The following is a 26,661-nucleotide window of genomic DNA, read 5'->3' as shown; positions in this document are numbered from 1 at the left end:
GCGCACACGCGGGGGTTACGGGAGAGGAGGCGGGCCGCTCAGGCGGCCCGCGTGCGGAACCTGCGGCGGTAGGCCGCGGGGGTGGTGGCGAGCCGGCGGCGGAACGCCCGGTGCAGGGTCTCCGCCGAGCCGAGCCCAGCGGCGGACGCGACCTGGCCGAGCGGGCAGTCGGTGGTCTCCAGCAGCCGACGGGCCGACTCGACCCGGGCCGCCTCGACGTACGCGGCGGGGCTCGTGCCCGTCTCCTGCTTGAAGACGCGCGCGAAGTGCCGTTCGCTCAGGCACATCCGGTCCGCCAGCGCCCGCGCGGACAGGTCGGCGCCGGGGTGCTCGGCGATCCACAGCCGCAGCTCGTCGATGTCCCGGCGCGTCGCGGCGGGACGGCTCAGCGGCACGGAGAACTGGCTCTGGCCGCCCTGCCGTTTGAGGTACAGCACCAGGTTCCTGGCCACCGCCAGCGCGGTCTGCTCGCCCAGGTCCTCCGCGACGAGGGCCAGCGAGAGATCCAGGCACGCGCTGATGCCCGCCCCGGTCCACAGCCGTCCCCGGTCCGTACGGACGAAGATCGGGTCGGGATCGACCGTGACGCCGGGGTGCTCGGCGGCGAGCTGGGCCGCCGTCGACCAGTGCGTCGTCGCGGTCTTCCCGTCCAGCAGGCCCGCCGCCGCCAGCACATGGGCGCCCACGCACACCGACGCCACCCGGCGCGCGTGCGGCGCGGTCTCCCGCACCCACGCCACCACGGCGGGATCGATGCGCGCGACGGGCCCGCCGTCCGTCATGTCGACCGCGCCCGGCACCAGCAGCGTGTCCACCTCCGCGCCGACGTCCGCGAAGGCCGTGTCGGTGACCAGCCGTACGCCCGCCGACGTACGGACCTCGCCGCCCGAGGGGCCCGCCAGGCGCACCTCGTACCCGGCACGGCCGCCGGTCTCCCGGTTGGCCAGCGAGAAGACCTCGGCGGGGCCGGTGACGTCGAGGAGATCGACATCGGGGAAGACCGCGACGACGACCCGGTGCGGAGTGGGCATGCCCTCATCCTCGCCGCGCCCGTGCCATGGCCGCAATGACGATTCCCTGTCACATCCGGACACGGCCCCCGCGTGCCCGGCGGCCGGGAGCAGGCCCGCACCCCTCGGCGTACTCCGCGGGAAGCAGCCGCACTGCCGCTGGCCGTACGACGACCGGGACCCCCTCCCGCGGCCACTCTCGGTAGCGAGAACAACGAACCGCTACCGAGGAGCTGAGCACCATGCAGACCCTGGCGCACTGGAACGACGGGGGCGGCCCCGGCCCCTGGATCCTGCTGTTCCCCCTGATGTGGGCACTCGTCGTGGCGGGCGGGATCTTCCTGCTGCGGCGCACCGTGTGGCGCGGCAGGGGCGGACCGCGCGGCCCCTGGACCCGGAACGCTTCGGGCGGCCCGGGCGCCACCGGCGGCTCCGAGAGCCCCCTCGGGCTCCTCGACCGCCGCTTCGCACAGGGCGAGATCGACGAGGACGAGTACTGGCGCCGCTTCTCCGTGCTGAACGAGAGCACGCGGGACAGGGCGGCGGGCTCCGGCGGCGGGAAGGGCGGCGCGTGATGACCGCCCCGACAGCCCCGGCGGGCGGCACGGGCGGCACCGGCGGCACGACCGCCGCCGCCCGCGTCGCCGGCGCCGTCAAGGTCTACGGCAGCGGCGACACCGAGGTCCGCGCCCTGGACGGCGTCACCCTCGACTTCACGGCCGGGCGCTTCACCGCGATCATGGGCCCCTCCGGCTCCGGCAAGTCGACCCTGATGCACTGCGCGGCGGGGCTCGACACCCTCACCTCCGGCGAGGCGTACATCGGCGGCACCGAACTCGGCGCGCTCGGCGACACGAGACTCACGCTGCTGCGCCGCGAACGCGTCGGGTTCGTCTTCCAGGCGTTCAACCTCCTGCCGACCCTGACCGTCGCCGAGAACATCACCCTCCCGCAGGACCTGTCCGGCAACCGCCCCGACCCCGAGTGGACGGACGCGCTGATCGACGTCGTCGGCCTGCGCGACCGGCTCCACCACCGGCCGGCCGAGCTGTCCGGCGGACAGCAGCAACGCGTCGCCGTGGCCCGCGCGTTCGCCGGACGGCCCGACGTCGTCTTCGCCGACGAGCCCACCGGCAACCTCGACTCGCGCTCCGGCGAGGAGGTCCTCGGACTGCTCGGCGGCGCCGTACGGCAGATGGACCGCACCGTCGTGATGGTCACCCACGACCCCGTGGCCGCGGCCCACGCCGACGAGGTCGTCTTCCTCGCCGACGGGCGGCTCGCGGGCCGCATGGAGGCGCCCACGGCCGAACGCGTCCTGGACGCCCTCAAGGAGTACGACCGCAGGGACCGCTCGGGGGTGGCGACATGAGCACCAACGGCAGTGCCCGGGCCTCCGTCCGGCTCAGCCTCGCCTCCCTGCGCACGCACAAGCGGCGCTTCGCGGGCACCCTCTCGGCCGTGCTGATCGGCGTGGCCTTCCTCGCCGGGACGCTCGTCATGGGCGACACCCTGCGCGCGAGCTTCGACTCCATGTTCGGCGGCGCCACGAGCGGCACCGACGCCGTCGTGCGCAGCGACAACGTCATCACCACCGCCGACGACGCCATGGGCACGCGCCGCCCGCTCCGTACGGACGCCACCCTGCGCGCCGTGGAGAAGGCGCCCGGCGTCGCCGCCGCCGAGCCCAGCGTGCAGGGCTCGGGGCAGCTCGTCGGCTCCGACGGCGAGCCCGTCGGCGGGGAGGGCCCGCCCACCCTCGCGGGCAACTGGATCAAGGACAAGCAGCTCAACCCGTACGAGCTGGCCGAGGGCCGCGCGCCCCGGCAGCACGCCGAGGTCGTCATCAACCGCGGCGCCGCCGAGACCGGCGGCCTGAAGGTCGGCGACACCGCCACGCTGCGCACCCCCGACCCGCTCAAGGTCAAGGTCGTCGGCATCGCCACCTTCGGCGGCGAGGACGGCATGGCCGAGACGACGTTCACCGGGATGACCCGCGCGGACGCCGAGAAGTACCTGATGCCCGAGCCCGGCATGGCCGCGAGCGTCCAGGTGCGCGCCCAGGACGGCACGAGCCAGGAGGAGCTGACCCGTTCTCTGGAGGCCACGCTCCCGAAGGGCGTCGAGGCCATCACGGGACAGGAGTCCGCCGAGGAGAACCTGGACAACCTGTCCGGCCAGTTCCTGACCCTCTTCACGAGCCTGCTGCTGGTCTTCTCCGGCGTCGCGCTGCTCGTCGCGGTCTTCTCGATCCACAACACCTTCGCGATCGTCGTCGCCCAGCGCACCCGCGAGAACGCGCTGCTGCGCGCGCTGGGCGCCTCCCGGCGCCAGGTGCTCGCCTCGACGCTCGCCGAGGCCGCCGTCGTCGGCCTCGCGGCCTCCGCGGTGGGGCTCGGCGTGGGCATCGGCATCGCGGCCGGGCTCCAGGCGCTGTTCCCCGCGATCGGCTTCCCGTTCCCCGAGGGCCCGCTCGTCATCGGCGGCGTCTCGATGCTGCTGCCGCTCGGCGTCGGCTTCCTCGTCTGCCTCGGCTCCGCACTGCTGCCCGCCGTACGCGCGGGCCGCACGGCCCCGCTGGCGGCCCTGCGCGAGACGTCCGCCGAGACCGTACGGGTCCCCCGGGCACGCACCGTCACCGGCGTCGCGCTCGGCGCGGGCGGCATCGCGGCGGCCGTCCTCGGCGCGGGCACCGGCGACCCGTCGGTGACGCTCACCGCGACCGGCGCCGTGGCCGTGCTCGCCGCGTTCGTGGTGCTGGGCCCGGTGGCCGCCGCGTTCGCCGTACGGGCGCTCGGCGGGCCCGTGGCGCGGCTGCGCGGGCTCACCGGGGCGCTGGCCCAGCGCAACGCGCTGCGCAGCCCCAAGCGGACCGCGGCCACCGCGACCGCGCTGATGATCGGCGTCGCCGTGGTCTCCCTCTTCACCGTCTTCGCGTCCTCGCTGAAGACGACGATGGACGAGACCGTCGCGCGGAACTTCGCGGGCGACGTCGCCGTCTCCACCCCCGGCTTCGGCGCGGGCGGCAGTGGGCTCAGCCCCCGCCTCGGCCCCGCGCTGGAGAAGCTGCCCGAGGTGGACACCGCGCTCGGCCTCGGCCAGGGCGTGGCCCGCGTCGAGGGCTCGGGCCAGGAGCTGACCGTCACGGACCCGGCGAAGCTGCCCGACGTCATGAACCTCGGCAAAGTCGACGGCTCCCTGGACGGCCTCGGCAAGGACGGCATCGCGGTCTCCGAGCGGAAGGCCGAGGACCACGGCTGGAAGCCCGGCTCCACGGCCGAACTCGCCTTCACCGACGGCCAGAAGCAGCGCTTCACCGTCAAGGCCGTCTTCGGCACGAGCGAACTGACGGGCGACTACGTCATCACGCACGAGGCGTGGAAGCCGCACCGCACCCAGGACGCCGACAGCCTGCTGTCGGTCACCTTCGCCGACGGCGTCTCCCAGGACGAGGGTCAGGCCGCCGTCGCGGAGACCGCCGAGAAGTACGGCAACCCCGAGGTGCAGACCCGCGACGAGTACGCGCAGTCGGCGGCGGGCGGCATCGACATGATGCTCACCCTCGTCTACGCCCTGCTCGCGCTGGCCGTCCTCATCGCCCTGCTCGGCATCGCCAACACCCTCACCCTGGCCCTCCACGAGCGCACCCGCGAACTCGGCCTGCTGCGCTCGGTCGGCCAGACCCGGGCCCAATTGCGCTCGATGGTCCGCTGGGAGTCCGTCCTCGTCGCCGCCTTCGGCACGCTCGGCGGGCTCGGCCTCGGCGGCTTCCTCGGGTGGGCCCTCGTCAAGGCCACGGACAGCAGGGGCATCAGCGCCTTCACCCTGCCGCCCGTGCAGCTCACGGTCGTCGCGCTCGTCGGGATCGCCGCGGGACTGGTGGCGGGCTGGCGCCCGGCACGCAGGGCCGCACGGCTCGACGTTCTCCGGGCCATCGCGGCCGAATGACGGCGGCGCGCGCCCCGCAGGGGAGGGCGCGCGCCGCTCCCGGCCCTCCGCGGCGCGGGGCCCCGCGGCCCGTCAGGAGGCCCGCGACGTGGTACGCGGCTGTCGCTCCCTCGGAGCGGCAGCCGCGTCGCCGTCGGCGCTGTACGCCTCGCCCGCCCGGTCCGCGTGCCGGACAGGGCGGGCCTGGCGCGGCTGCCGGGAGGAGCCCGCGGGGGCGAACGCGGCGGGCAGCGTGAACCAGACGACCTTCCCCGAACCGTCCTGCTGCGCCCGCATGCCCCAGCTATCGCTGACGGCGGCGACGAGCGCCAGCCCCCGGCCGCTGGTGTCGAGCCCGTTCCGGGACGACCGTACGCGCGGCAGCCGCGGGTCCCGGTCGCGCACCGAGACGGTGAGCCGGTCCCAGGCCAGGGCGATCTCCACCGTGCAGTGCTTGTCGCTCCCCGCGTGCCGGTGGACGTTCGACAGCAGCTCGGTCACCCCGAGCGCCGCCGGGTCGATCAGGGGATCGAGCCGCCAGTAGCGCAACTGTGCCGAGACGATTCTGCGCACCTGTCCGATGCGCGAGGGCAGGGCCTGGAACTCCACGGCGCAGTGCCTGCCGGGGACCGTGTGGACGCTGGTGCTGCTCGGTGGACTGATCACGACTGTGACTCCCTGGTGAGGGCCTGCCCGCGAGGGCGGGAGCGGATCACGTGTGACGCACGCAACAAACCCAGCATGGGAGCGGTCGCACCGGGTGGCAAACGGGGAGTGCCCGCCGGATCACCCTCGGCTCACTGCCCGAGCACCCCGCGCTCGGCGGCGGCCTTCGCACGGGCCGTCCGCACGGCGTTGATCAGCCCCTCGCGGTGACCGAGCCCGAAGCGCAGGACGTAGCGATTCCGGCCGAGCGTCGCCAGGACCTGGTCCCGTACGCCGTAGCCGCTCAGCCGCACGTGCTCCACCGGCGCGCTGTCGATCTCGCTGCCGTAGCTCGTCATCAGCACCAACTGGCCGTCCCGTACGAGCACGTGACCGGCCCGGGTCAGAGAGCGCAGCATCCGTCGTATCCGGACCCCCGCCGCGTCGAACTCGGGTTCCGTCACCTCGACCGCCTCCCACCGGTTCGTCCCGGCACGGGTACCCTCGCGCCTCGGCCGTACACCCCGCCGGGCAGCCCGTACCCGTACCCCTGCTGCGGGGAGTCTGCCCGTGTCCGGGCCGGTCTACCAGTACCGATTTATGATCGGCTTCGTGAGCACCACCGAACCCGCCCCTGACGCCACCCCCGTCCCGACAGCCGACGTGGACCGCAGTGACCCCGAGTACCGGGCCTGGCTCAAGGAGGCCGTGCGCAAGGTCAGGGCCGAGAGCGGCCGCAGCGCCGACACCCACCTGCTGGCGTTCCCGCTCCCCGAGCACTGGGGCATCGACCTGTATCTCAAGGACGAGTCGACGCACCCCACCGGCAGCCTCAAACACCGCCTGGCACGCTCGCTGTTCCTCTACGGACTCTGCAACGGCTGGATACGGCCCGGCAGGCCCGTGATCGAGGCGTCCAGCGGCTCCACCGCCGTCAGCGAGGCGTACTTCGCCAAGCTGATCGGCGTGCCCTTCATCGCGGTGATGCCCCGCACGACGAGCACCGAGAAGACCCGGCTGATCGAGTTCCACGGCGGCCGGTGCCACCTCGTGGACGACCCCCGCACCGTGTACGAGGTCTCGGCGGCCCTCGCGGCGGAGACCGGCGGCCACTTCCTGGATCAGTTCACCTACGCCGAGCGGGCCACCGACTGGCGGGGCAACAACAACATCGCGGAATCCACCTTCCACCAGCTCCGCGCCGAGCGGTTCCCCGAGCCCGCCTGGATCGTGGCCACGGCGGGTACCGGCGGCACCTCCGCCACCTTCGCCCGCTACGTCCACTACATGCAGTACGACACCCGCGTCTGCGTCCCCGACCCGGAGAACTCCTGCTTCTTCGACGGCTGGACGCGCGGCGACCCCGACGCCACCAGCGACGCCGCCTCCCGCATCGAGGGCATCGGACGGCCCCGCATGGAGCCGAGCTTCGTCCCCGCCGCCGTCGACCGGATGATGAAGGTCCCCGACGCCGCCAGCGTCGCCGCCGTACGGGCGCTGGAGGCCGCCATGGGCCGCAAGGCGGGCGGCTCCACCGGGACGGGACTGTGGAGCGCGCTGCGGATCGTCGCCGAGATGCGCGCCGAGGGCCGTACGGGCAGCGTCGTCACGCTCCTGTGCGACCCGGGCGACCGCTACCTCGACAAGTACTACTCCGACGGCTGGCTCGCCGCGCAGGGCCTCGACATCGCCCCGTACACCCGGACGCTGGACCGCTTCCTGGCGACGGGGGAGTGGCGGGAGTAGCCCCCGGTCCCGGGGCGGGCGGGCTCAGCGCACCCGGGCCCGCAGGCGCGCGTCGAGGCCGCGCACGGCCCCGCGGAACGAGCGGGCCACCCCGGGGCGGGCCAGCCGCAGGGCGGCCCGCAGCGCGGGGCCGCCGTCGACCGCCATCGTCCAGCGCAGCCGCGTGCCGCCCGAGGGCGAGACGGCGAGCGTCCAGTCCTCCAGCATCGCGCGCACGCCGGGCGCGTTCGTCTCGTCGACCCGGTACGCGTACCGCTCCACCGGCTGCGCCGCCATGATCGTCTCGCGGAAGAAGCCCCCGCCCCTGAGCCGCACGAACCGCCCCCGCCCCTCGTCGGCGGGCGTCACCTCGGTCACGGCGGAGAACCAGCGCGGCCAGTCCGCCACCTCCTCCGCCAGCGCCCGGTAGACCGATTCCCTGGTGGCGCCCACGTCCCCGGTGAAGGAGAGCCGCAGCGGTGCGGTGTCGGCGAAGTCCAGCTCGACGGGACGCAGTCGGCGTGCCATGGGCCTACCCCCAAGGAGAGCGCGAACGGGCGTACGAGCCGCACACCCTACTGCGCCCCGCGCGCTCAGCCCTCCCCGGGACCGCCCCCGGCCTCTCCCGCGACCACCAGCTCGGGCAGGTGCTCCTGGATCTCGGTCCGCGCCTCCGGCGGCAGCCCCCCGTCCGTCACCAGTGTGTCCACCTGCTCCAGCGACGCGAACGAACTCAGGCCCACCGTCCCCCACTTGGTGTGGTCGGCGACCACGATCACCCGGCGCGCCGAGCCCACGAACCGGCGGTTCGTCTCGGCCTCCGCGAGGTTCGGCGTGGACAGCCCGGCCTCCACGGATATCCCGTGCACGCCCAGGAACAGCACGTCGAAGTGGAGCGAGCGGATCGCGGCGTCGGCGACCGAGCCCACCAGCGAGTCCGACGGCGTGCGCACCCCGCCCGTCAGCACCACCGTCGCCGCGCCCGGACGGCCCGACGGCACCCCGCCCGACGAGCGCTGCGCGCTGTGGAAGACATCGGCGACCCGGACCGAGTTGGTGACCACCGTCAGGTTCGGCACGTCCAGCAGATGCTGCGCCAGCGCGTACGTCGTCGTGCCGCCGGAGAGCGCGATCGCGCTGCCCGGCTGGGCCATCGAGGCCGCGACCCGCGCGATGTCCTCCTTGGCGCTCAGCTCCATCGACGACTTCGCCTCGAACCCCGGTTCGTGCGTGCTCGCCTCGGCCACCGGCACCGCGCCGCCGTGGACCTTCTCCAGCGCCCCCTGACGGGCCAGGGCGTCCAGATCGCGGCGGACCGTCATGTCCGACACGCTGAGCTTGCGCGTGAGTTCGTTGACCCGCGCGCCGCCGCGCCGCCGCACCTCCTCCAGGATCAGCGCGCGCCGCTGCTCGGCGAGGAGGTTCTGGTTGTCGCTCACCGCTCGGTCCGTCCCTTCGGTCCCTCGTCCACCGGCTCTGCCACCCGGCCACCGGTCCGGCCCAATCCTCCCACGGGCGCGAAGGGCACGCGCGGGTCACGATTCGGCAGCGCGCGCATCAGGTTCATCCCACCGGGGAATGCACAGCGCCCTGCGGGGCGAGGATGCTGGGAGCGAGTACCGGCACGTATTCGGGGGACTTCGGGGGAACACGGACATGCCGTCAGAGCACGCGCACGAGGGTGCCCGGGAGGGCGCGGCACCGGGCCGGAACGGACAGGAACCGCGCGGACAGGACACGTACGGGCAGGGCGCGCACGGGCAGGACACACACGGACAGGGCGGGCACGAGCAGCAGGGACTCTCCCTGGAGCTGCTCGTGCACGGCGTCGGGGGCACCACACCGGAGGAGATGCTCCGGGACCCGCGCACCGAGCGCATCACGGGGGACACCACGGCGGCGGTCTACCGCCGCACCGAGGACGCGGACGCGGAGGACCGCCCGGGGGAGTACCGGGACGAGCCGGTCCCCGAGGCGTACTGCTGGTCGAATCTCACTTCGGGCAACGGGGCACGGGCCCTCTGGCTGATCCTGCTGCCCTTCATGGTCGCCAACCTCGCGCACTGGACGCGCCCCGCGTCCGACGGCCGCCGCCGCATGGTCCGGCTGCACGGCGTGCTGGTGCGCCTGGTCGCGCTGTCGCTGACGGTGCTGCTCGTCGGCGCGGTCTGCGAGGTCGCGCTCGACCTGATCGCCTGGCAGTGCGGCGGCAGCCAGGAGTGCGCGGGAGGGCGCGACTGGCTGGCGTTCATGGCGGCGGGCCCGGACGGCTCGGGCGGCTGGTGGAGTCGGCCGGGCCGCAGGCTCGCCCTGGCGGCGGTGATCCCGGCCGCCGCCACGGGCCTGCTGTGGTGGCTCTCGCACCGCACCTGGAGCGCGTATGAGTCGCAGCAGCCCCTCGACACTACCGTGACCGAGGACGACCCGAAGGCGAACGGGCGCCCGGCGCTCTCGCTGCCCGGGTTCTGGTACGGCAAGCGGCACGTCGCCCGGCTCCGCGCCGCCCACACGGCGGCGGGGTTCCTGACGATCGGCGCGATGCTCGCCGCGGCCTCCACGCGGTACGACCGCAAGCCCGGCGGCAGCACCGCGCTCGACGCCTTCGGCTGGGCCCTGGAAGGCCTGCTCCTGGCCTGCGGCGCGTGGGTGCTGTACGTGGTCTGCCGCAGGGGCCGCAAGGACACCAGGGCCGACAACGACGACGAGTCGCTCTCCGTCACGGCGCTGCCCGGCGTCGCGCTCGGCATCACCGTGCTCGCGGCCGTGCACGGCGCCTGGTCGCGCCCCGGCTGGGTCTCCTCGCAGACGCTGCCCGGCGACGAGACGTTCGGCGTCGTCGCCGTCTTCCAGGGCGCCCTGGTCGTCGCGCTGGGCGTCGTCGGCGTCGCCCTCTACCGGGACCGGCCGGTCGAGCGGACCGCGCTGGGCGGGTTCGCCCCGGCGGCGGTCGCCATGCTGGCCTGCGCCCTGGGCGGGGTCCTCTCCGGCGGCGTCGCCCAGCGCGTCGGCGACTGGCTCGACGGGCCCGCCACACCCGGCTCGCCCGACGCGCCGATCGCGGGCCCGCCCACCCTGCTCACCTGGCAGGCGTCGATCATCCCGCTGCTGCTCGTCTTCGTGCTGGTCCTGATGGGCTGGTTCGCCTTCAAGCTGTGGCGCCGCGCCAAGGCGCTGCGCGAGAACGTGAACTCGATGTACCCGGAGTCGCTGCCCGACGAGTCGCGCTCCCGCCGCATCGGCGGCGCCATCGCGCGGGCCGCGCTCACCGACGAGGCGCCCTGGCTCGTGGCCACCGTCGCGGTCGTCACGCTCGTCCTGGGCGGCGGCGCGGTCCTCGGCACCGTCCTCACCGACCAGGTCCCGGGCCAGGCGGCCGACGGCGCGGGCGCGGTGCTCAACGGGGCGGCGGACACGGTGCAGGCCCTCGGCTCCTGGATGGTCGGCTTCGGCTTCCTGCTCTTCCTCACCTGGGGCCGCCGGGCCTACCGCGACCCGTCCGCGCGCCGCACCATCGGCATCCTGTGGGACGTCGGCACCTTCTGGCCCCGCTCCGCGCACCCCTTCGCGCCGCCCTGCTACGCCGAGCGGGCCGTGCCCGACCTGGCCTGGCGCATGGCCATGTGGACCGACAAGGAGCCCACCCGGCGGCTGGTCATCTCCGGCCACTCCCAGGGCAGCGTCCTGGCCGCCTCCGCCGTCTGGCAGCTCGACCCGGAGACCCGCCGCCAGATCGCGCTGCTCACCTACGGCTCCCCGCTGGAGCGGCTCTACGCCCGCTGGTTCCCCGCGTACTTCGGCCCCGCGCAACTGGAGGCGCTGGACAAGGACGTCCACTGCTGGAGCAACCTGTGGCGGCTGACCGACCCCATCGGCGGCCCCGTGCGCCTCCAGCCCGTCGACGGCCACCGCGTGGACCACGGCCCGCTGCGCGACCCGGTGGACTACGGCCGTACGAAGGAACGCCCGCTGCCCGCGCCGATCCTGGCCCACGGCGACTATCAGGCCGACCCCGCGTTCGACGAGGAGCGCGACGGCCTGCTCGCCCGGCTCAGGATCCCGCGCGAGGGCCTGACCGGAGTCCCGCAGCAGCCCGCACTCGCGGGCCAGGCCGTCGCGGGTCAGGGGGGCACGGACCGGGCCGTCGCGGGTCAGGCCGAGGGCGCGGCGCCCGGCAGGTCCTCCGGGTAGAGGAGCGTGAGGTCGTCGGTGCTCGGGTCGGGGAGCTGCGCGACCCGGCCCGCGTGCCGCTCGACCATCGCCTCGAACGTCTGCCGCGCGGTGCGGCCGTTGCCGAACGAGGGGCCCTTGGGCAGCGTCGTGAAGTAGCCCAGCAGGGCGTCCCGCGCGCCCTCGCCGAGGTGGTACTCGTGCTCGTCCGCCTGCTGCTCGACGATGCGCAGCAACTCCCCGGGCGCGTAGTCCCCGAAGGTGATGGTGCGCGAGAAGCGCGAGGCGACGCCCGGGTTGACCGCGAGGAAGCGCTCCATCTCGGCCGTGTACCCGGCGGCGATCACCACGACCTCGTCGCGGTGGTCCTCCATCAGCTTCACCAGGGTGTCGATGGCCTCGCGGCCGAAGTCGCGCCCGGAGTCCTCGGGCGAGAGGGCGTACGCCTCGTCGATGAAGAGCACGCCGCCGCGCGCCCGTTCGAAGGCCTCCTGGGTGCGGATGGCCGTCGAACCGATGTGCTCACCCACCAGGTCGACCCGGGAGACCTCGACCAGATGGCCGCGCTGGAGGACGCCGAGGGAGTGCAGGATCTCGCCGTACAGCCGCGCGACGGTCGTCTTGCCGGTGCCGGGGGAGCCGGTGAAGACCAGGTGGCGCTTGGCCGAGGCCGCCTTGAGCCCGGCACGCTGGCGGCGGCGGCCGACCTCGATCATGTCGGTGAGGGCGCGCACCTCGCGCTTCACGCTCTCCAGGCCGACCAGCGCGTCGAGTTCGCCGAGCACCTCCTTGGACGGCCGTCCGGGCACGGCCTCGCCGTTCTCCTGGCCGCCGCCCGCGGGGTCCTGGGCCGAGGGGGTCGCCGGGGACGGGGGGAGGGACGGGGCCTGCGGCTGCCGGCCGGGAGCGTACTGGCGGGGGACGGAGACCGAGGCCGTGAGCAGCCCGGCCGTCCCCGGGCCCTCCGGGGGCGCGGCGGGCGGGGGAGCGCCGTTCAGGGAGCCGGCCTTCGCGGCGCTCTCGTCGCTGGAGCAGTCCTCGGTGACCGGGCCCTCCTCCGCGAACTCGTACCCCCCGCGCGCGCAGCGCTCCGTACGGCAGCGGCGCAGCGTGGTGCGGCAGCCGTCGATGATGTGGAACCCGTACCCCTGCGAGCCGGTGACCCGGCAGTGCTGGAACGTGCCCCGGCCCTCCGCCGAGACGTAGAAGCCCGCCTCCGCGGCGCCGCTGACCGTGGTGCGCTCGACCGTCGGGTCGGCGCCCTTGGTGACGATGACGCCGGTGGCGGCGCCGTCTATCGTGCAGCCGCTGAGGACGCCGCCGCTGCCGTGGTCGCGGAACCAGGCGCCCGTCGCCGTCTCGCGGATCCGGCAGTCGTCGAGCTGGACGGCCGCGCCGTCGCTCACCGAGACGGCGGTGCCCCGCACCTGCGACACGTCGCTGTCGAGCACGTCGACGCGGGAGCCGCGGTCGAGGACGAACAGCGCGTCGGGCACGGAGTGCACCCGGCAGGAGTCGAGGACGGCCGTGGCGCCGTCGCTGACCCACACGGCCGGGTAGTCTCCCGTGGCCTCGTGGATCTCGCAGCCGTTGGCGTCGACGCGCGTGCCGGGGTCCCATACGGACAGTCCGTTGCGCCCGAAGCGCCGCACCGTCGAGCGGGTGAGGGTCAGGACCGAGCGGGAGCGCAGGTCCACGGCGTTCTCGGGGATGTCGTGGACGTCGCAGTCGGCCAGGGTGAGCACCGCGTCGGTGTCGAGAGTGACGCCGTCGCCCGAGGTGCGGTGGACCTGGCAGTCCGTCAGATAGCCGCTGGCCCGGGCCGTGACGCGCACGCCGCTGCCCTTGATCTCGTACACCTCGCAGCCGACCGCCTCGGCGGAGGTGCCCTCGCCCTGGAGCGAGAGCCCGGCGCCCGAGGCGTGGTGCACGCGGCAGCGCTCCAGCCGGGGGCGTGCGCCGTCGCGCACCGCGATCCCCGACTGCCCGGCGGCGACCACCTCGCACTCCTCGTACAGCCCGCCCGCGCCGCCCGTGACGCTCATCCCGAGCCCCGCCGGGTTGTCCACCACGCAGCGCCGCACGGTGGGCCGCGCGCCGCCGCGGACCTCGATGCCCGCCGCCGAGCGCGTCATCACCCGCAGCCCGGTCAGCTCGGGCGCCGCGTCCTCGACGAGCACGGCGGGAACGGCCGCGTCCTGCCCCTCGATCTGGAGGTCCTGCACGGAGGCGGGCGCGCGGAGGGTCAGCGCGACCCCGTCGACGGGCGCGATACGGACCGAGCCGCTGCCGGACCGCTCGGGGCCGCGCAGCGTGATGGTCCGCTCCAGCACCAGGTTCTCGCGGTACGTACCGGGTGCGACGGTGAGCACGTCCCCGTCGGACGCCGCCTCCAGCGCGGCCGACAAGGACGCGTACTCTCCCGTGCGCCGCCGCCACCGCGACGTGCCCGCGTGCGTCACCGTGACCGAGCCCTGTGCCATGGAGTGCCGTGCCCCAACCTCGTGCGTATCCAGATGCGTTGCCACCGGGCGCGGGGGATCCCGCGTCGGTCGCACCACCGTAGCGTGCGCTGGGCCGATGGGTTGACGGGTCCGCCCGTGACGGGTGCGCGAAGGGTCAGTTACTGGTACCGGCGCGGCCCCAGTCGGGCCCGATCCGTCCCCACTCCTCGTCCCAGCGGGCGTACCGGCGGCGCATGACCTCCCGGAGGGCGAGGCGGCGCGCCAGCTCCAGCACGGTGACGGCGCCCGCGCCTGCGGCCAGTCCGGCGAGGAGGGAGTGCGAGGAAGCGGAGCGCGCGCTCATCGGGCGCGGGGTGAGACGGCCGTGCCCGTCCGTCCAGACCTCGAAGCGCTCGCCGGGGCGCACGCGCTGGTGCACGGGGAGGCTTCCGGTGTGCGGCTTGCCGTCGGCGGGCCCCAGCCAGCGCACCGTCACCCGCCCCCGGTCCTGGCCGCGCGCCGCGGACTCGGGGTCGGTGTGGAAGGCGGGCCGCGCGGAGACGTCCACCACCGTCGCCCGGACGCGGTGCCGGTCGTGCTGCTGCTCCCGCGCCGTACGCAGCAGCGCGTCGTGGGTCGCGTCCGCGGTGACGAGCCCGGCGACCGGCGCGCCGACGGCGATGAGCAGGGCGGCCCAGAGGGCGAGCCATGCCTCGCGGCGGTCCGTACGGCGGCACAGCGGATTGCCCCGCCAGCGCCAGAGTCCGACAATGGTGCGCATACCGCTCACCCCCTTCCCCGTCCGTACGTACCTCGACGCGCGAGGTACATGCACGAGAGGGAAACGAAGAGAGCGGAATCACGGACACGAAGTCCGGGCGCTCCCCGGTCCGGTGGTCGAGCCGGCCCGTCGGCGACGCGGTTCCCCTCGCGGTCCCCGCACGATTCCCCTCGTGGGGCCCCGAGTTTACTGAGCGAGCGCGCGCCCCGACTCAGGGGGGCGCGAAGCGAATTTTTGCGCGCCGTCCGTTTGCCTCTGCGCCGTCAAATGCGCCCATCCGGCCGAGTGCGCCGTTCGCCGCTGCGGAGAGTGACGGCTCCTCCGGGGCCGTCACCGAGAGTCGTCGATTCCGGCCGGTTACCCGAGCCGTGCAGCGAGCATTCACCAGGCCGGGGCATCTTTTGAGCGATTGCCCGGGGATTCCCGCCGCCACTAACTTCTGGCGGCAGCGCGTGTGAATTTTCTTTCCCTGCACGGAGATTGGGTTCAGAATGACGACTGCGACAGAGCGGAATTCCGGCGGCGAAGGCGAGGTCGAGGCGGGCGGGGCGGCCCAGCTCAGCCTCGCGACGGCCGCGGCCCGGAATCTCGCGACGACCACCAAGACGCCCCCGCAGATGCAGGGGATCTCGTCGCGGTGGCTGCTCAAGGTCCTTCCGTGGGTGCAGGTCTCCGGCGGCACGTTCCGCGTGAACAGGCGGCTGTCCCACACCCTCGGCGACGGCCGCGTCGAATTCACCTCCACGGGCTCCGAGGTCCGCGTCATCCCCGCCGAGCTGACCGAGATCCCGCTCCTGCGGGGTTACGAGGACAGGGCGGTGCTGGAGTCCCTCGCCTCCCGCTGCACCCAGCGCGACTTCGGGCCCGGCGAGACCGTCGCCGAGGCCGGGAGCCCCGCGGGTCTGCTGCTCGTGGCCCACGGCAAGCTGCGCAGGACCGGCAGGGGGAGGTACGACGAGGAGACGGCCCTCGGCATCCTCGCCGACGGCGACTTCGCGGGCGCCGAGAGCCTCGGCGGCACGCCCGCCACCTGGGACTCCACCCTGACCTCGCTCACCAGCGGCACCGTCCTCACCCTCGACCGCTCCGCTTTCGACGAGATCCTCGCGGGCTCCGACAGCCTCCGCGCGCACCTCGAATCGGTGCGCCGGGCGATCCCGGCCAGCCGCACCGAGCACGGCGAGGCGGCCATCGAGCTGGCCTCAGGGCATGAGGGCGAGCCGGAGCTGCCGGGCACCTTCGTGGATTACGAGCTGAGTCCGCGGGAGTTCGAGCTGAGCGTGGCCCAGACCGTGCTGCGCGTCCACACCCGCGTCGCCGATCTCTACAACCACCCGATGAACCAACTGGAGGAGCAGCTCCGGCTGACCGTCGAGGCCCTGCGCGAGCGCCAGGAGCACGAGATGGTCAACAACCGCGAGTTCGGCCTGCTGCACAACGTGGACATGAAGCACCGCGTGCACACCCGTTCCGGCCCGCCGACCCCCGACGACCTCGACGAGCTGCTCGCCACCGTCTGGAAGGACCCGAGCGTCATCCTCGCCCACCCCAAGGCCATCGCCGCCATCGGGCGCGAATGCAGCAGCCGCGGGGTCTACCCTCAGCACACCGATTTCGAGGGCCAGTCCGTGCCCTCCTGGCGGGGCGTTCCCATTCTGCCGTGCAACAAGATCCCGGTCACCAAGAGCGGCACCAGTTCGCTCCTCGCGATGCGCACGGGGGAGAAGACCCAGGGTGTCGTCGGACTCCACCAGACCGGAATTCCCGACGAATACAGCCCCGGCCTCTCCGTGCGTTTCATGGGCATCAATGAAAAGGCAGTCATGTCCTATCTGGTGAGTGCCTACTATTCCGCGGCCGTCCTCGTTCCCGACGCGCTCGGCATCCTGGAGGACGTCGAGATCGGGCACTGACCGCCCGCCCACCCGCACATCAGCACACGCGTCCACGCCCCCGCCCGGCGCACACCAGGGCGGGGAAGAGCACGAAGAAACAGGGAGCGGGAAGACACCCGATGACCACGCACCCCGAAACCGCCGGCACCACCGGGCCCGACCGGTCGAGCCTCGCGACCGCCGCCGCCCGGAATCTCGCGACGACCACCAAGACGCCCCCTCAGATGCAGGGCATCTCGCCCCGCTGGCTGCTGCGCGTCCTGCCCTGGATCGAGACCACCGGCGGCACCTACCGGGTCAACCGCAGGCTCACCCACACCCTCGGCGACGGCCACGTCGAGTTCGTCTCCACCGGCGCCGACATCCGCGTCATCCCCGCCGAGCTGCGCGAGATCCCGCTGCTGCGCGGCCTCTCCGACGAGGCGGCGCTGCGCACCCTCGCCGACAGCTTCGTCCAGCGCGAGGTCGACGCCGGCGACACCCTCACCACGCGCGGCGAGCCCGCCTCGGAGCTGCTGCTCGTCGCTCACGGCAGGCTCGACAAGCGCGCGGCCGGGAAGTACGACGACGAGATCAGCCTCGGCGTCGTGGCCGACGGCGACCACGTGGGCGACCAGATCCTCACCCCCGACCCCGGCACCTGGGCGTACACCCTGACGGCCACCACCCGCTGCACCGTCCTCGCGCTGCCCCGCGAGGCGTTCCGGCAGGCCGCCGAGCGCTCCGGCACGCTCCGCGCGCACCTCGACAGCGTCGTGTCCCGTGCGGTGCCCCGGCAGAACCGCCGCGGCGAGGCCGACATCCTCTTCGCCTCCGGTCACGAGGGCGAGCCGGAGCTGCCGGGCACCTTCGTGGACTACGAGCTGAGTCCGCGGGAGTACGAGCTGAGCGTGGCCCAGACCGTGCTGCGCGTCCACACCCGCGTCGCCGATCTCTACAACCAGCCGATGAACCAGGTCGAGGAGCAGCTCCGGCTGACCGTCGAGGCCCTGCGCGAGCGCCAGGAGCACGAGATGGTCAACAACCGCGAGTTCGGCCTCCTCCACAACGCCGACCTCAGCCAGCGCATCCACGCCCGCTACGGCCCGCCCACCCCCGACGACCTGGACGAGCTGATCTCGCGCCGCCGCAAGACGCGCTACATGCTCGCCCACCCCAAGACCATCGCCGCCGTCGGCCGCGAGTGCAGCAGCCGCGGGGTCTATCCCGGCGAGACCACCGTCGAGGGCAGCCGCGTCCTCGCCTGGCGCGGCGTCCCGCTGCTGCCCTGCGACAAGATCCCCGTCCGCGACGACGGCACCAGCTCGATCCTCGCCATGCGCGTCGGCCAGGAGAACCAGGGCGTCGTCGGGCTCCACCAGACCGGCCTCCCCGACGAGATCCAGCCCTCGCTGAACGTGCGCTTCATGGGCATCGACGACAAGGCCCTCGTCTCCTACCTGGTGAGCGCCTACTTCTCGGCGGCCGTCCTGGTGCCCGACGCGCTCGGCATCCTGGAGGACGTCGAGGTCTGAGCCGCCGCCGCACACGAGTCCACACAGCCGCGCCCGGGGCGTTGCCCGCCGCCGGGCGCGGCTGCACGATGACGGTGTGCGGAATCCATGGCTCGCCCTCGAAGCGGGAGCGGACCCGGCCCGGCGTGCGGGCCAAGTGCGCCGTGCCCACGAGGAGTTCCTGACCGGAGGCTCGATCGCCACGCCCGTGCGCGACGTGGTCGCCGAGTCCTGGCGGCGCTGCGCCGGGGCCCGCGTCGCGCCCGAGGGCCTCGCCCGTATCGACCTCGACGACGCGGCGCTCGCCGCCTGCCGCGCGGAGCACCCCCTCGCGCCCGTGATGCCGCTCTTCCGGGAACTCCTCGGCGCCATCGCCGAGGACGGCGAGCACCTGCTGTCCGTCTGCGACGCGCGCGGCCGGATGCTGTGGGTCGAGGGCCACCCCCAGGTACTGCGCCGCGCCGAGCGTATGAACTTCGTGCCCGGCTCCCGCTGGGCCGAACGCGCCTCCGGCACCAACGCGCCCGGCACCGCGCTGGCCCTCGACCACCCGGTGCAGATCTTCGCCTCCGAGCACTACTGCCGCCCCGTGCAGTCCTGGACGTGCGCCGCCGCGCCCGTGCACGACCCGCGCACCCTCCGCGTCATCGGCGCCGTCGACATCACCGGCGGCGACCACCTGGCCTCTCCGCAGAGCCTCGCCCTCGTCCAGGCCACCGCGCGCGCCGCCGAGGCCCGCCTCGCCGCGCTCGGCCCCACGACGCCCGCGCCCGCCGCCACGTACGCCCTGGACGTCCTCGGCCGCGACGAGGCCCTGCTGCACACTCCGTACACCCGCGCCACCGGGCAGCCCGTGCGGCTCGGCCCCCGGCACAGCGAGATCATGCTGCTGCTCGCCGCGCACCCCGACGGGATGACCGGCGACCGGCTCGCCCACGAGCTGTACGGGGAGCGCGACGTCACGCCCGTCACCCTGCGCGCCGAACTCTCCCGGCTGCGGCACCTGCTGGGCCCGCTGCTCGTCTCGCGCCCGTACCGGCTGCGGGAGCGGCCCGCCACCGACTACGACGCCGTCGCCGACGCGCTCGGCGCCGCCGACCCCGGCGCGGCCCTCGCCGCCTACCCGGGCCCGCTGCTGCCCCGCTCCGAGGCCCCCGGCGTCATCCGGCTGCGGCGCCTGCTCGAACAGCGGCTGCGCCGCCGCCTCCTCGCGAGCGGCGACCCCGCGCTGCTGGAGAGCTGGCTGTGCACGTCATGGGGCGAGGACGACCTGGAGGTACGGGACCTGCTGCACGCCCGTACGGCACGCGCGGCGCACCCGTCCGGGGGCCCCGGGCGTGCAACCTCCGCGCAACGTTCCGCGCGCTAGCGTCCCCACCACCGCGACCGCCGCACGGGCGGCGGGGCCTTGAGCGGGACCCTCAAGGGAGGCACAGCATGAGCCGCTACGCAGCACCGGGCACCGAGGGCGCCCTGATGTCGTATCAGCCGCGCTACGACCACTGGATCGGCGGGACCTACGTCGCCCCCAAGCAGGGCGGCTACTTCGAGAACCCCACGCCGGTCACCGGGCAGCCCTTCACCGAGATCGCCCGGGGGACCGCGGACGACGTCGAGCGCGCCATCGACGCCGCGCACGAGGCCCAGCCCGCCTGGGGCCGCAGGCCCGCCGCCGAGCGCGCCGCCGTCCTCAACGGGATCGCGCAGCGCATGGAGGCGCACCTGGAGGAGCTGGCGGTCGCCGAGAGCTGGGAGAACGGCAAGCCGGTCCGCGAGACCCTCGCCGCGGACATCCCCCTCGCCATCGACCACTTCCGCTACTTCGCCGGGGCGATACGCGCGCAGGAGGGCTCGCTCTCGCAGATCGACGAGGACACCGTCGCGTACCACTTCCACGAGCCGCTGGGCGTCGTCGCGCAGATCATCCCGTGGAACTTCCCGATCCTGATGGCCACCTGGAAGCTCGCGCCCGCGCTGGCCGCGGGCAACGCCGTCGTCCTCAAGCCCGCCGAGCAGACCCCGGCCTCCGTCCACTACTGGATGAGCCTGATCGCCGACCTGCTGCCGCCGGGCGTCGTCAACATCGTCAACGGCTTCGGCGCCGAGGCGGGCAAGCCCCTCGCCGGCAACCCGCGCGTCGCCAAGATCGCCTTCACCGGCGAGACGACGACGGGGCGGCTCATCATGCAGTACGCCTCGGAGAACCTGAAGCCCGTCACGCTGGAGCTGGGCGGCAAGAGCCCGAACATCTTCTTCGAGGACGTCTCCGACGACGGCGACGACTTCTACGACAAGGCCCTCGAAGGCTTCACCATGTTCGCCCTCAACCAGGGCGAAGTCTGCACGTGCCCGTCCCGCGCCCTCATCCAGCAGGGCCACTACCGCAGCTTCCTCGACGCCGGGATCGCCCGCACCGAGGCCATCGTCCAGGGGCACCCGCTGGACACCGCGACGATGGTCGGCGCGCAGGCCTCCAACGACCAGTTGGAGAAGATCCTCTCCTACCTCGACATCGGTCGGCAGGAAGGCGCCCGCGTCCTCACCGGCGGCGCCCGCGCCGAACTCGGCGGCGAGCTGGAGGGCGGCTACTACGTCCGGCCCACCATTCTGGAGGGCGGCAACCAGATGCGGGTCTTCCAGGAGGAGATCTTCGGCCCCGTCGTCTCCGTCACCGGCTTCACCGACTTCGACGACGCGATGTCGATCGCCAACGACACGCTCTACGGCCTCGGCGCGGGTGTCTGGACCCGCGACGGCTCCCGCGCGTACCGGGCGGGCCGGGCCATCCAGGCGGGCCGCGTGTGGACCAACTGCTTCCACGCGTATCCGGCGCATGCCGCCTTCGGCGGATACAAGCAGTCGGGCATCGGCCGCGAGACGCACAAGATGATGCTCGACCACTACCAGCAGACCAAGAACCTGCTGGTCAGCTACTCGCCCAAGAAACTCGGACTGTTCTGATGGCACAGCAGAAGGAGCGTGTCGCCCTCACCCCGGAGGCGGCACGCCTGCTGCGCGAGCTGACGGAGAAGCACGGCCCGCTGATGTTCCACCAGTCCGGCGGCTGCTGCGACGGCAGCAGCCCCATGTGCTACGAGCGCGGCGAGTTCCGCACCGGCGACTCCGACGTCCTGCTCGGCGAGCTGGCCGTCGAAGGCGTCGCGGAACCCGTGCCGTTCTGGATGTCGGCGAGCCAGTTCGCGTACTGGAGCCACACGCATCTGACCGTCGACGTCGTCGAGGGCCGGGGAAGCGGCTTCTCCCTGGAGGCGCCCGAAGGCGTCCGCTTCCTCATCCGCTCCCGGCTCATGGAGCGGTGAGGGCTCCCCGCTCTCCCCGCTCCACCGTGCCGCTCCCGCCCCCCGGCAGTCGGCGCCGGACCTGGTCCGTCAGTACCCCCGGCCGGGGTACTGGTGGCCACCGTACGGATCCTCGTACGGGCTGGGCATCTGGCGGGGCACCGGCGGGCGCGGCGCGACCGGCCGCATCTGCGGCGGCTGCGCCTGCTGCGGCACCTGGGGGTGCGGCTGGGGCTGCTGCTGCGCCGGCGGAGCCGCGTACCCCCGCGCGGGGGCGTGCGTCTGCTGCGGCACATAGGCGGCCGGGGCCTGCTGGAGCGGCGCCGGGGCCTGCGGCAGCGCGGGCTGCGCCTGGGGCAGGGCCGGCTGCGTCATCTGCTGGTGATGATGCGGCACGGGCGCGGGCGGCGCGGGCTGCTGATACCCGCCGTACTGCGGCGCCGGGGGCTGCTGCGCGGCCGGACCGGGCGGGAGTGCGGCGGGCGGCAGCGCGGGAAGACCGCCACCGGTGTCGTAGAGAGGAGATGTCACTCGGATAGGAGCGATCTGCGGCGTGCCCCGCTCGGCGACAAGCATGTCGTAGATCGGTGTCTCGGGGTAGCTCGGTGCAGCGTAGTAGCCGCCGCCATAAGAGCTGCGGGGGGAGGTCATGCCCATAAGTTAAGCCCAAAATGTGGCCGTTGGGGAGTCCGATAGGTGGACGGTTCTCCGTGTTCGGAGTGGCCCCGGCTCACTAATGTGAGCGAATCGACGAAAAACGGGCCCCATGGTGCGTTGGAATCCTGTAAAGAGCGTGTGCCCCGGAGGGGGACGCGCCATGCCGGAAGACCGGACAGTAGGTTGGGAATCACGCGAGCACCAGGGCAGAGGGGGAGCGGGCAGCATGACGATGCGCAAGGGAACGAACGTCCCCGTCACGGCGGACGCGGTACGGATCGAGCTGGGCTGGCGCACCGGTCCCGGCGTCCCTGACGTCGACGCCTCCGCGCTGCTGCTCACCGACGCCGGGAAGGTCCGCTCGGACGGCGACTTCGTCTTCTACAACCAGCCCAGGCACGCCACCGGCGCCGTGCGCCACGAGGGCAAGAAGCCCCAGGGAGCCGCGTGCGTCGACGAGTTGGGCGCCGACCTCGGGCGCGTCGAGCCCGGCATCGAACGGATCGTCGTCGCCGCCTCCGCCGACGGGGGCACCTTCGGCCAGGTGCCCGGGCTGTACGTCCGCGTGCTGGAGGCCGTGACCGGGGCCGAGCTGGCCCGCTTCGACAGCGACGACGCCACGGTGGAGACCGCGTTCGTCCTCGGCGAGCTGTACCGCAGGCAGGGCGGCTGGAAGTTCCGCGCCGTCGGACAGGGCTACGGCAGCGGACTCGCGGGCCTCGCGACCGACTTCGGCATCAGCGTGGACGACCCCGCCCCCGCTCCCACGCGCACCCCCGCGCCCCCGCGCACCCCGGAGGCCCCACCGGCGCCGGCCCCCGCACGGCAGGCCCCTGCCGTGCCCCCACGCGCCCCGGAACCCCCGTCGGCCCCCGCGCCCCCTTCCGCGCCCGTGCGCCTCAGCAAGGTCACGCTCACCAAGGACTCACCGTCCGTCTCGCTCACCAAGCAGGGCGGCACCTCCGGCACGATGCGCGTGAACCTCAACTGGACGACGCAGGGCTTCCAGTCGAAGGGACTCGCGGGCCGCCTCAGCCGCGCCATGGGCGCCCTCACCGGCCCCGACCTCGACCTCTGCGCCCTCTTCGAGCTGACCGACGGGCGCAAGGGCGTCGTCCAGGCCCTCGGCAACTCCTTCGGCTCCCTCGCCCGCCCGCCCTACATCCACCTCGACGGCGACGACCGTACGGGCGCCGTCGAGACCGGCGAGAACCTCACGATCAACCTCGACCACATCAAGGACCTGCGGCGCGTCCTCATCTTCGTCACCATCTACGAGGGCGCCCGTTCCTTCGCGGGGCTGCACGCCACCGTCACCCTCCAGCCCCAGCACGGCGCGCCCGTCGACTTCTCCCTCGACGAGTGCACCGTCCCGTCCACCGTGTGCGCCCTGGCCCTCCTCACCAACGAGGGCGGCGACCTGATCGTCCGTCGGGAGGCGCGCTATCTGGTGCCGCCGCGCGGCGTCAGCCCACAGCGCACCGTCGACCAGGAGTACGGCTGGGGCATGGAATGGACCCCGGGCCGCAAGTGACGCCCCGGGCCGCACAGGTGACGCCCCCGGGCGGGAAGTGACGGCCGGTCACGAATACGTCCGGTCACGAATACGTGCGGCCCTTCCACGCCGCGCCCCTGCCCCGGTAGTGCTGCACGGCCGAGTCCACCGTCATCGCCAGGTACAGCGCGGCGGTGACCGGGAGGAGAGGGGCCAGCCAGAGGGGCTGGCCGTAGTAGCGCAGCATCGGCACGTACGTCAGCGTCATCAGCGCCCAGGCCGCGCCGCCCGCCGGTGAGCCCGCGCACGCGGCCATCGGCGGCACCAGATAGACCAGCGCCAGTCCGGCCACCGTGCCGAGCAGCAGGAGCGGGTTGTTCCGCAACTGGGCGTACGCGCTGCGCGAGACCATCCGCCACAGCGGACGCAGCCCGCTGTACGGGCGCACGCTCGTCACGCCCTCCGCCAGGCCCAGCCAGATCCGGCCGCCCGCGCGCTTGACCGTACGGCCGAGCGTCACGTCGTCGATCACCGCGTCCCTGATGCTGTCCGGCAGCCCCGCGCGCACGGCCGTCTCCGTGCGCAGCAGCACGCAGCCGCCCGCCGCCGCTGCCGTGCGGCCCGAGGGGCGGTTGATCCAGCGGAACGGGTAGAGCTGCGCGAAGAAGTACACGAAAGCGGGAACGATGAGCCGCTCCCATCCGGACACCACGCGCAGCCGTGCCATCTGCGACACCAGGTCGAGCCGGGAGAGGCGCGCCGCGGCGACCAGGCGGCGCAGCGAGTCCGGGGCGTGCGCGATGTCCGCGTCCGTCAGCAGCAGGAACTCCGGCTCCGCCCCGTCCGCCGCGCGGCCCTCTTCCCGGGCGACCCGCATCCCGTGGCGCACCGCCCACAGCTTCCCCGTCCAGCCCGGCGCGGGCTCTCCGGGGGAGTGGACCGTCAACGGGAGCCCGCGCGGGGCGTCCCCGGCTCCGGCGAGCTTCCGCGCGACCTCGCCCGTGCCGTCCGTGGACCCGTCGTCGACGAGGACGATCCGCGCCCGCCCCGGATAGTCCTGCGCCAGCAGCGTGGGCAGGCTCAGCGGCAGCACCTCCGCCTCGTCCCGCGCGGGCACCACCACGGCCACCTCGGGCCAGCCCACGTCCCGCCGGCCCTCGTCCGGGCCGCCGCCGGGCGGCAGCCTCACGTCCGTACGCCAGAAGAAGCCCTGGCCGAGCAGCAGCCAGAGCCAGGCGGCGAGGGAGAACACGGCGGTCCACATGAGCACGGTCATCGGCGGCAGTCTGCCCGACGCGGACCCGTATGACCGATCGATTAGAGTTGCTCACCGTGAAGATCGCGCTGATGGACTCCGGAATCGGCCTCCTCCCGGCCGCCGCCGCCGTACGCCGGGCCCGCCCCGACGCCGACCTCGTGCTCTCCGACGACCCGGACGGCATGCCCTGGGGGCCGCGCGACGCCCACGACATCACCGCCCACGCGCTGGCCTGTGCCCGCGCCGCCGCCGAGCTGGGCCCGGCCGCGCTGATCGTCGCCTGCAACACCGCCACCGTGCACGCGCTGCCCGCGATCCGCGCCGAACTGGAGCCCGCCGTCCCGGTGATCGGCACCGTCCCGGCCATCAAGCCCGCCGCCGCGGCGGCCGCGACCTCCGGCGGCCCCCTCGCGATCTGGGCGACGCCCGCCACCACCGGCAGCCCGTACCAGCGCCGTCTGATCGACGAGTTCGGCAACGGGGCGGACATCACCGAGGTGCCCTGCCACGGTCTCGCCGACGCGATCGAGAGCGGCGACGAGGACCTCATCGACAAGGCCGTGCGCGCCGCCGCCGCGCTCACCCCCGACGACGTACGGACCGTCGTCCTCGGCTGCACCCACTACGAGCTGGTCGGTGGCCGGGTCCGCGAGGCCGTCACCGCGCCCGGCGCCACCCCGCCGGTCCTGCACGGCTCGGCCCAGGCCGTCTGCGCCCAGGCGCTGCGCCGTGCGAACGCCGTCCCCGACCCGGACGCCGAGCCGACCGGCGGCCTCACCGTGCTCCACAGCGGCAGCACGGGAGAGCTGACCAGCACCGCGCTCACGTACGCCGAGGGGCGTCTGCTCGCCGCCTCCAGCCCCGCCCGGGGCTGACCGGGCTCCGCGCGGCGGGCCGGACACGGGCGGCGGAGCGGCACGCACGACGGGCTGCCCGCGGGTGCGGAGCGGAGTAGGCTCGTCACCATGAGGGATCATCCCCGCGATGCCGTGCCCCCGGGCAAGGGTGCCGAGGGTGACGCGGTTCCCCCCGCATCCCCGACGCCCCCGAATCCGCCGGCGGACCAGCCCTGCCCCGAGCACTGGACCGGCCGGGCCACCAACCGCTACCAGTGGGCGCTCGCCGCGCTCGGCGCCGCCTGCCTCGCCCTCGGCATCGACCTCGCCGTCGAGGCCGCCTGGTGGGGCGGGCTCGCGCCGCTGGTCATGTCCGTCGTCGGCTGCCTCGCCGCGGGGCTGCTCATCCTCTTCGGCACCCTCGCCTTCGTGAAGGTCAAGGTGAAGGTCGACGACGACGCGCTGGAGGTGCGGTGCGGCCACGCCGGGCTGCCCCGGCGCCGTATCCCGCTGCGCGACGTGATCGAGGCCGACCACGCCCCCACCGTCACCCCGCGTCACTGGGGCGGCTGGGGCTACCGCTGGCGCCCCGAGAAGGGCACCGCCGTCATCGTCCGCAGAGGCGAGGGCCTGGTCCTGCGCCTCGGCGACGGCCGCGTCTTCACGGTCACGGTCGACGACGCCGAGGCAGCGGTCCGCGTCATCCGCTCCCGCCTCACCGTGCCGGGGGCTTGAACCGGGCCTGGTGTCATCGCCCGTTGCCCGTGCCCGGGTAGGGGCACGCCCCTTGCTTCTCCCCGCTGTGCTTGGGAAGTCTGCGCTGGGGGTCCCCCCTGCTCGAAGAGCTTGGGGGAGCAGGGTTGGCAAGCGCAGCCCACTTCGCTGGGTGCGCGCGTACAAGGGCCGGGTTCGGGGTGCCCCGGGCTGTGCTTCGCGGGCCGCGCCCGCGTCTGGGCTGGGCGCGCAGTTCCCCGCGCCCCTGGAGGGGCAAGCTCCGTGGTGTTGTGACCGGGCGTCCCGGTGGTGGAG

General features: G+C 73.9%; 22 protein-coding genes. 13 read left to right on the top strand and 9 right to left on the bottom strand.

The annotated features are described in order from the left end of the window. Positions 1-38: 38 nt before the first annotated feature. Positions 39-1,031, bottom strand: coding sequence for a GlxA family transcriptional regulator (locus tag ABD343_RS05480; RefSeq protein ID WP_344524618.1), 993 nt, complete (start codon positions 1,029-1,031; stop codon positions 39-41). 221 nt (positions 1,032-1,252) lie between these two features. Here ABD343_RS05480 and ABD343_RS05475 point away from each other — a divergent pair, with 221 nt between their 5' ends. The 3 genes from ABD343_RS05475 to ABD343_RS05465 are packed head-to-tail and all read left to right on the top strand — an operon-like array spanning position 1,253 to position 4,958. Then, positions 1,253-1,585: an SHOCT domain-containing protein gene (locus ABD343_RS05475; protein WP_344524616.1), complete on the top strand. Its 333-nt coding sequence runs from the start codon at positions 1,253-1,255 to the stop codon at positions 1,583-1,585. Further along, positions 1,585-2,382, top strand: a complete 798-nt coding sequence (locus ABD343_RS05470) for an ABC transporter ATP-binding protein (RefSeq protein WP_344524614.1) — start codon at positions 1,585-1,587, stop codon at positions 2,380-2,382. Before ABD343_RS05475 ends, ABD343_RS05470 begins: the two co-directional genes overlap by 1 nt. Next, positions 2,379-4,958 carry an ABC transporter permease gene (locus tag ABD343_RS05465; RefSeq protein WP_344524612.1) on the top strand — a complete coding sequence of 860 codons (2,580 nt, stop codon included), beginning with the start codon at positions 2,379-2,381 and terminating at the stop codon, positions 4,956-4,958. The genes ABD343_RS05470 and ABD343_RS05465 overlap by 4 nt, the downstream gene beginning before the upstream one ends. Positions 4,959-5,030: 72 nt before the next feature. Here ABD343_RS05465 and ABD343_RS05460 read toward each other — a convergent pair whose 3' ends face one another. Both ABD343_RS05460 and ABD343_RS05455 read right to left on the bottom strand, forming a co-directional pair. After that, positions 5,031-5,603, bottom strand: coding sequence for an ATP-binding protein (locus tag ABD343_RS05460; RefSeq protein ID WP_344524610.1), 573 nt, complete (start codon positions 5,601-5,603; stop codon positions 5,031-5,033). 131 nt (positions 5,604-5,734) lie between these two features. Beyond that, a complete protein-coding gene (locus ABD343_RS05455; RefSeq protein WP_344524608.1) occupies positions 5,735-6,046 on the bottom strand; it encodes a hypothetical protein in 312 nt (103 codons plus the stop codon). A gap of 136 nt (positions 6,047-6,182) precedes the next feature. Between ABD343_RS05455 and ABD343_RS05450 the strand changes: the two genes are divergently transcribed. Then, a complete protein-coding gene (locus tag ABD343_RS05450) occupies positions 6,183-7,328 on the top strand; it encodes a PLP-dependent cysteine synthase family protein (protein ID WP_344525556.1) in 1,146 nt (381 codons plus the stop codon). Between the two features lie 24 nt (positions 7,329-7,352). Here the strand turns inward: ABD343_RS05450 and ABD343_RS05445 are convergent, their stop codons facing one another. Beyond that, positions 7,353-7,835, bottom strand: coding sequence for an SRPBCC family protein (locus ABD343_RS05445; RefSeq protein ID WP_344524606.1), 483 nt, complete (start codon positions 7,833-7,835; stop codon positions 7,353-7,355). Between the two features lie 65 nt (positions 7,836-7,900). Continuing rightward, positions 7,901-8,746, bottom strand: coding sequence for a DeoR/GlpR family DNA-binding transcription regulator (locus ABD343_RS05440; protein WP_344524604.1), 846 nt, complete (start codon positions 8,744-8,746; stop codon positions 7,901-7,903). A 217-nt stretch (positions 8,747-8,963) separates the two neighbouring features. On the opposite strand from ABD343_RS05440, the gene ABD343_RS05435 reads away from it, so the two are divergent. After that, entirely contained in the window at positions 8,964-11,495 is a 2,532-nt protein-coding gene (locus ABD343_RS05435; RefSeq protein ID WP_344524602.1) for a hypothetical protein, read from the top strand. Here ABD343_RS05435 and ABD343_RS05430 read toward each other — a convergent pair. Continuing rightward, positions 11,456-13,957, bottom strand: a complete 2,502-nt coding sequence (locus ABD343_RS05430) for a right-handed parallel beta-helix repeat-containing protein (protein WP_344524600.1) — start codon at positions 13,955-13,957, stop codon at positions 11,456-11,458. The two genes, ABD343_RS05435 and ABD343_RS05430, sit on opposite strands and share 40 nt — an antisense overlap. A gap of 136 nt (positions 13,958-14,093) precedes the next feature. Further along, the gene (locus ABD343_RS05425) at positions 14,094-14,699 is read right to left on the bottom strand and encodes an Rv1733c family protein (protein WP_344524598.1); all 606 of its coding nucleotides are present in this window, start codon (positions 14,697-14,699) and stop codon (positions 14,094-14,096) included. 491 nt (positions 14,700-15,190) lie between these two features. Between ABD343_RS05425 and ABD343_RS05420 the strand changes: the two genes are divergently transcribed. The 5 genes from ABD343_RS05420 (at position 15,191) to ABD343_RS05400 (ending at position 21,407) form a co-directional block, all read left to right on the top strand. Beyond that, complete coding sequence (locus ABD343_RS05420; protein WP_344524596.1) at positions 15,191-16,612, top strand: family 2B encapsulin nanocompartment shell protein; 1,422 nt, start codon at positions 15,191-15,193, stop codon at positions 16,610-16,612. Positions 16,613-16,713: 101 nt separating this feature from the next. After that, positions 16,714-18,108 (top strand): family 2B encapsulin nanocompartment shell protein, encoded by a 1,395-nt coding sequence (locus tag ABD343_RS05415; protein WP_344524594.1) that lies wholly within the window; start codon positions 16,714-16,716, stop codon positions 18,106-18,108. A gap of 76 nt (positions 18,109-18,184) precedes the next feature. Next, positions 18,185-19,456, top strand: a complete 1,272-nt coding sequence (locus ABD343_RS05410) for a helix-turn-helix domain-containing protein (RefSeq protein ID WP_344524592.1) — start codon at positions 18,185-18,187, stop codon at positions 19,454-19,456. Between the two features lie 68 nt (positions 19,457-19,524). Next, on the top strand, positions 19,525-21,048 hold the full coding sequence (gene exaC / locus ABD343_RS05405) for an acetaldehyde dehydrogenase ExaC (RefSeq protein WP_344524590.1): 1,524 nt from the start codon (positions 19,525-19,527) through the stop codon (positions 21,046-21,048). Next, the gene (locus tag ABD343_RS05400; RefSeq protein WP_344524588.1) at positions 21,048-21,407 is read left to right on the top strand and encodes a DUF779 domain-containing protein; all 360 of its coding nucleotides are present in this window, start codon (positions 21,048-21,050) and stop codon (positions 21,405-21,407) included. Before exaC ends, ABD343_RS05400 begins: the two co-directional genes overlap by 1 nt. 69 nt (positions 21,408-21,476) lie before the next feature. On the opposite strand, the gene ABD343_RS05395 is transcribed toward ABD343_RS05400, so the two are convergent. After that, positions 21,477-22,037 (bottom strand): DUF6643 family protein, encoded by a 561-nt coding sequence (locus ABD343_RS05395; RefSeq protein WP_344524586.1) that lies wholly within the window; start codon positions 22,035-22,037, stop codon positions 21,477-21,479. Between the two features lie 232 nt (positions 22,038-22,269). On the opposite strand from ABD343_RS05395, the gene ABD343_RS05390 reads away from it, so the two are divergent. Continuing rightward, positions 22,270-23,577, top strand: a complete 1,308-nt coding sequence (locus tag ABD343_RS05390; RefSeq protein WP_344524584.1) for a TerD family protein — start codon at positions 22,270-22,272, stop codon at positions 23,575-23,577. A gap of 64 nt (positions 23,578-23,641) precedes the next feature. On the opposite strand, the gene ABD343_RS05385 is transcribed toward ABD343_RS05390, so the two are convergent. Then, on the bottom strand, positions 23,642-24,814 hold the full coding sequence (locus ABD343_RS05385; RefSeq protein ID WP_344524582.1) for a glycosyltransferase: 1,173 nt from the start codon (positions 24,812-24,814) through the stop codon (positions 23,642-23,644). Between the two features lie 56 nt (positions 24,815-24,870). On the opposite strand from ABD343_RS05385, the gene ABD343_RS05380 reads away from it, so the two are divergent. Next, positions 24,871-25,671 carry a glutamate racemase gene (locus tag ABD343_RS05380; RefSeq protein WP_344525554.1) on the top strand — a complete coding sequence of 267 codons (801 nt, stop codon included), beginning with the start codon at positions 24,871-24,873 and terminating at the stop codon, positions 25,669-25,671. Between the two features lie 90 nt (positions 25,672-25,761). Further along, positions 25,762-26,367, top strand: coding sequence for a hypothetical protein (locus ABD343_RS05375; protein WP_344524580.1), 606 nt, complete (start codon positions 25,762-25,764; stop codon positions 26,365-26,367). Positions 26,368-26,661 lie beyond the last annotated feature (294 nt).

Source organism: Streptomyces albiaxialis, from assembly GCF_039530985.1.
Classification (GTDB): Bacteria; Actinomycetota; Actinomycetes; order Streptomycetales; family Streptomycetaceae; genus Streptomyces; species Streptomyces albiaxialis.
Note: the sequence above shows the minus strand (reverse complement) of the source record. Positions and strands in the feature narration are given on the sequence as shown.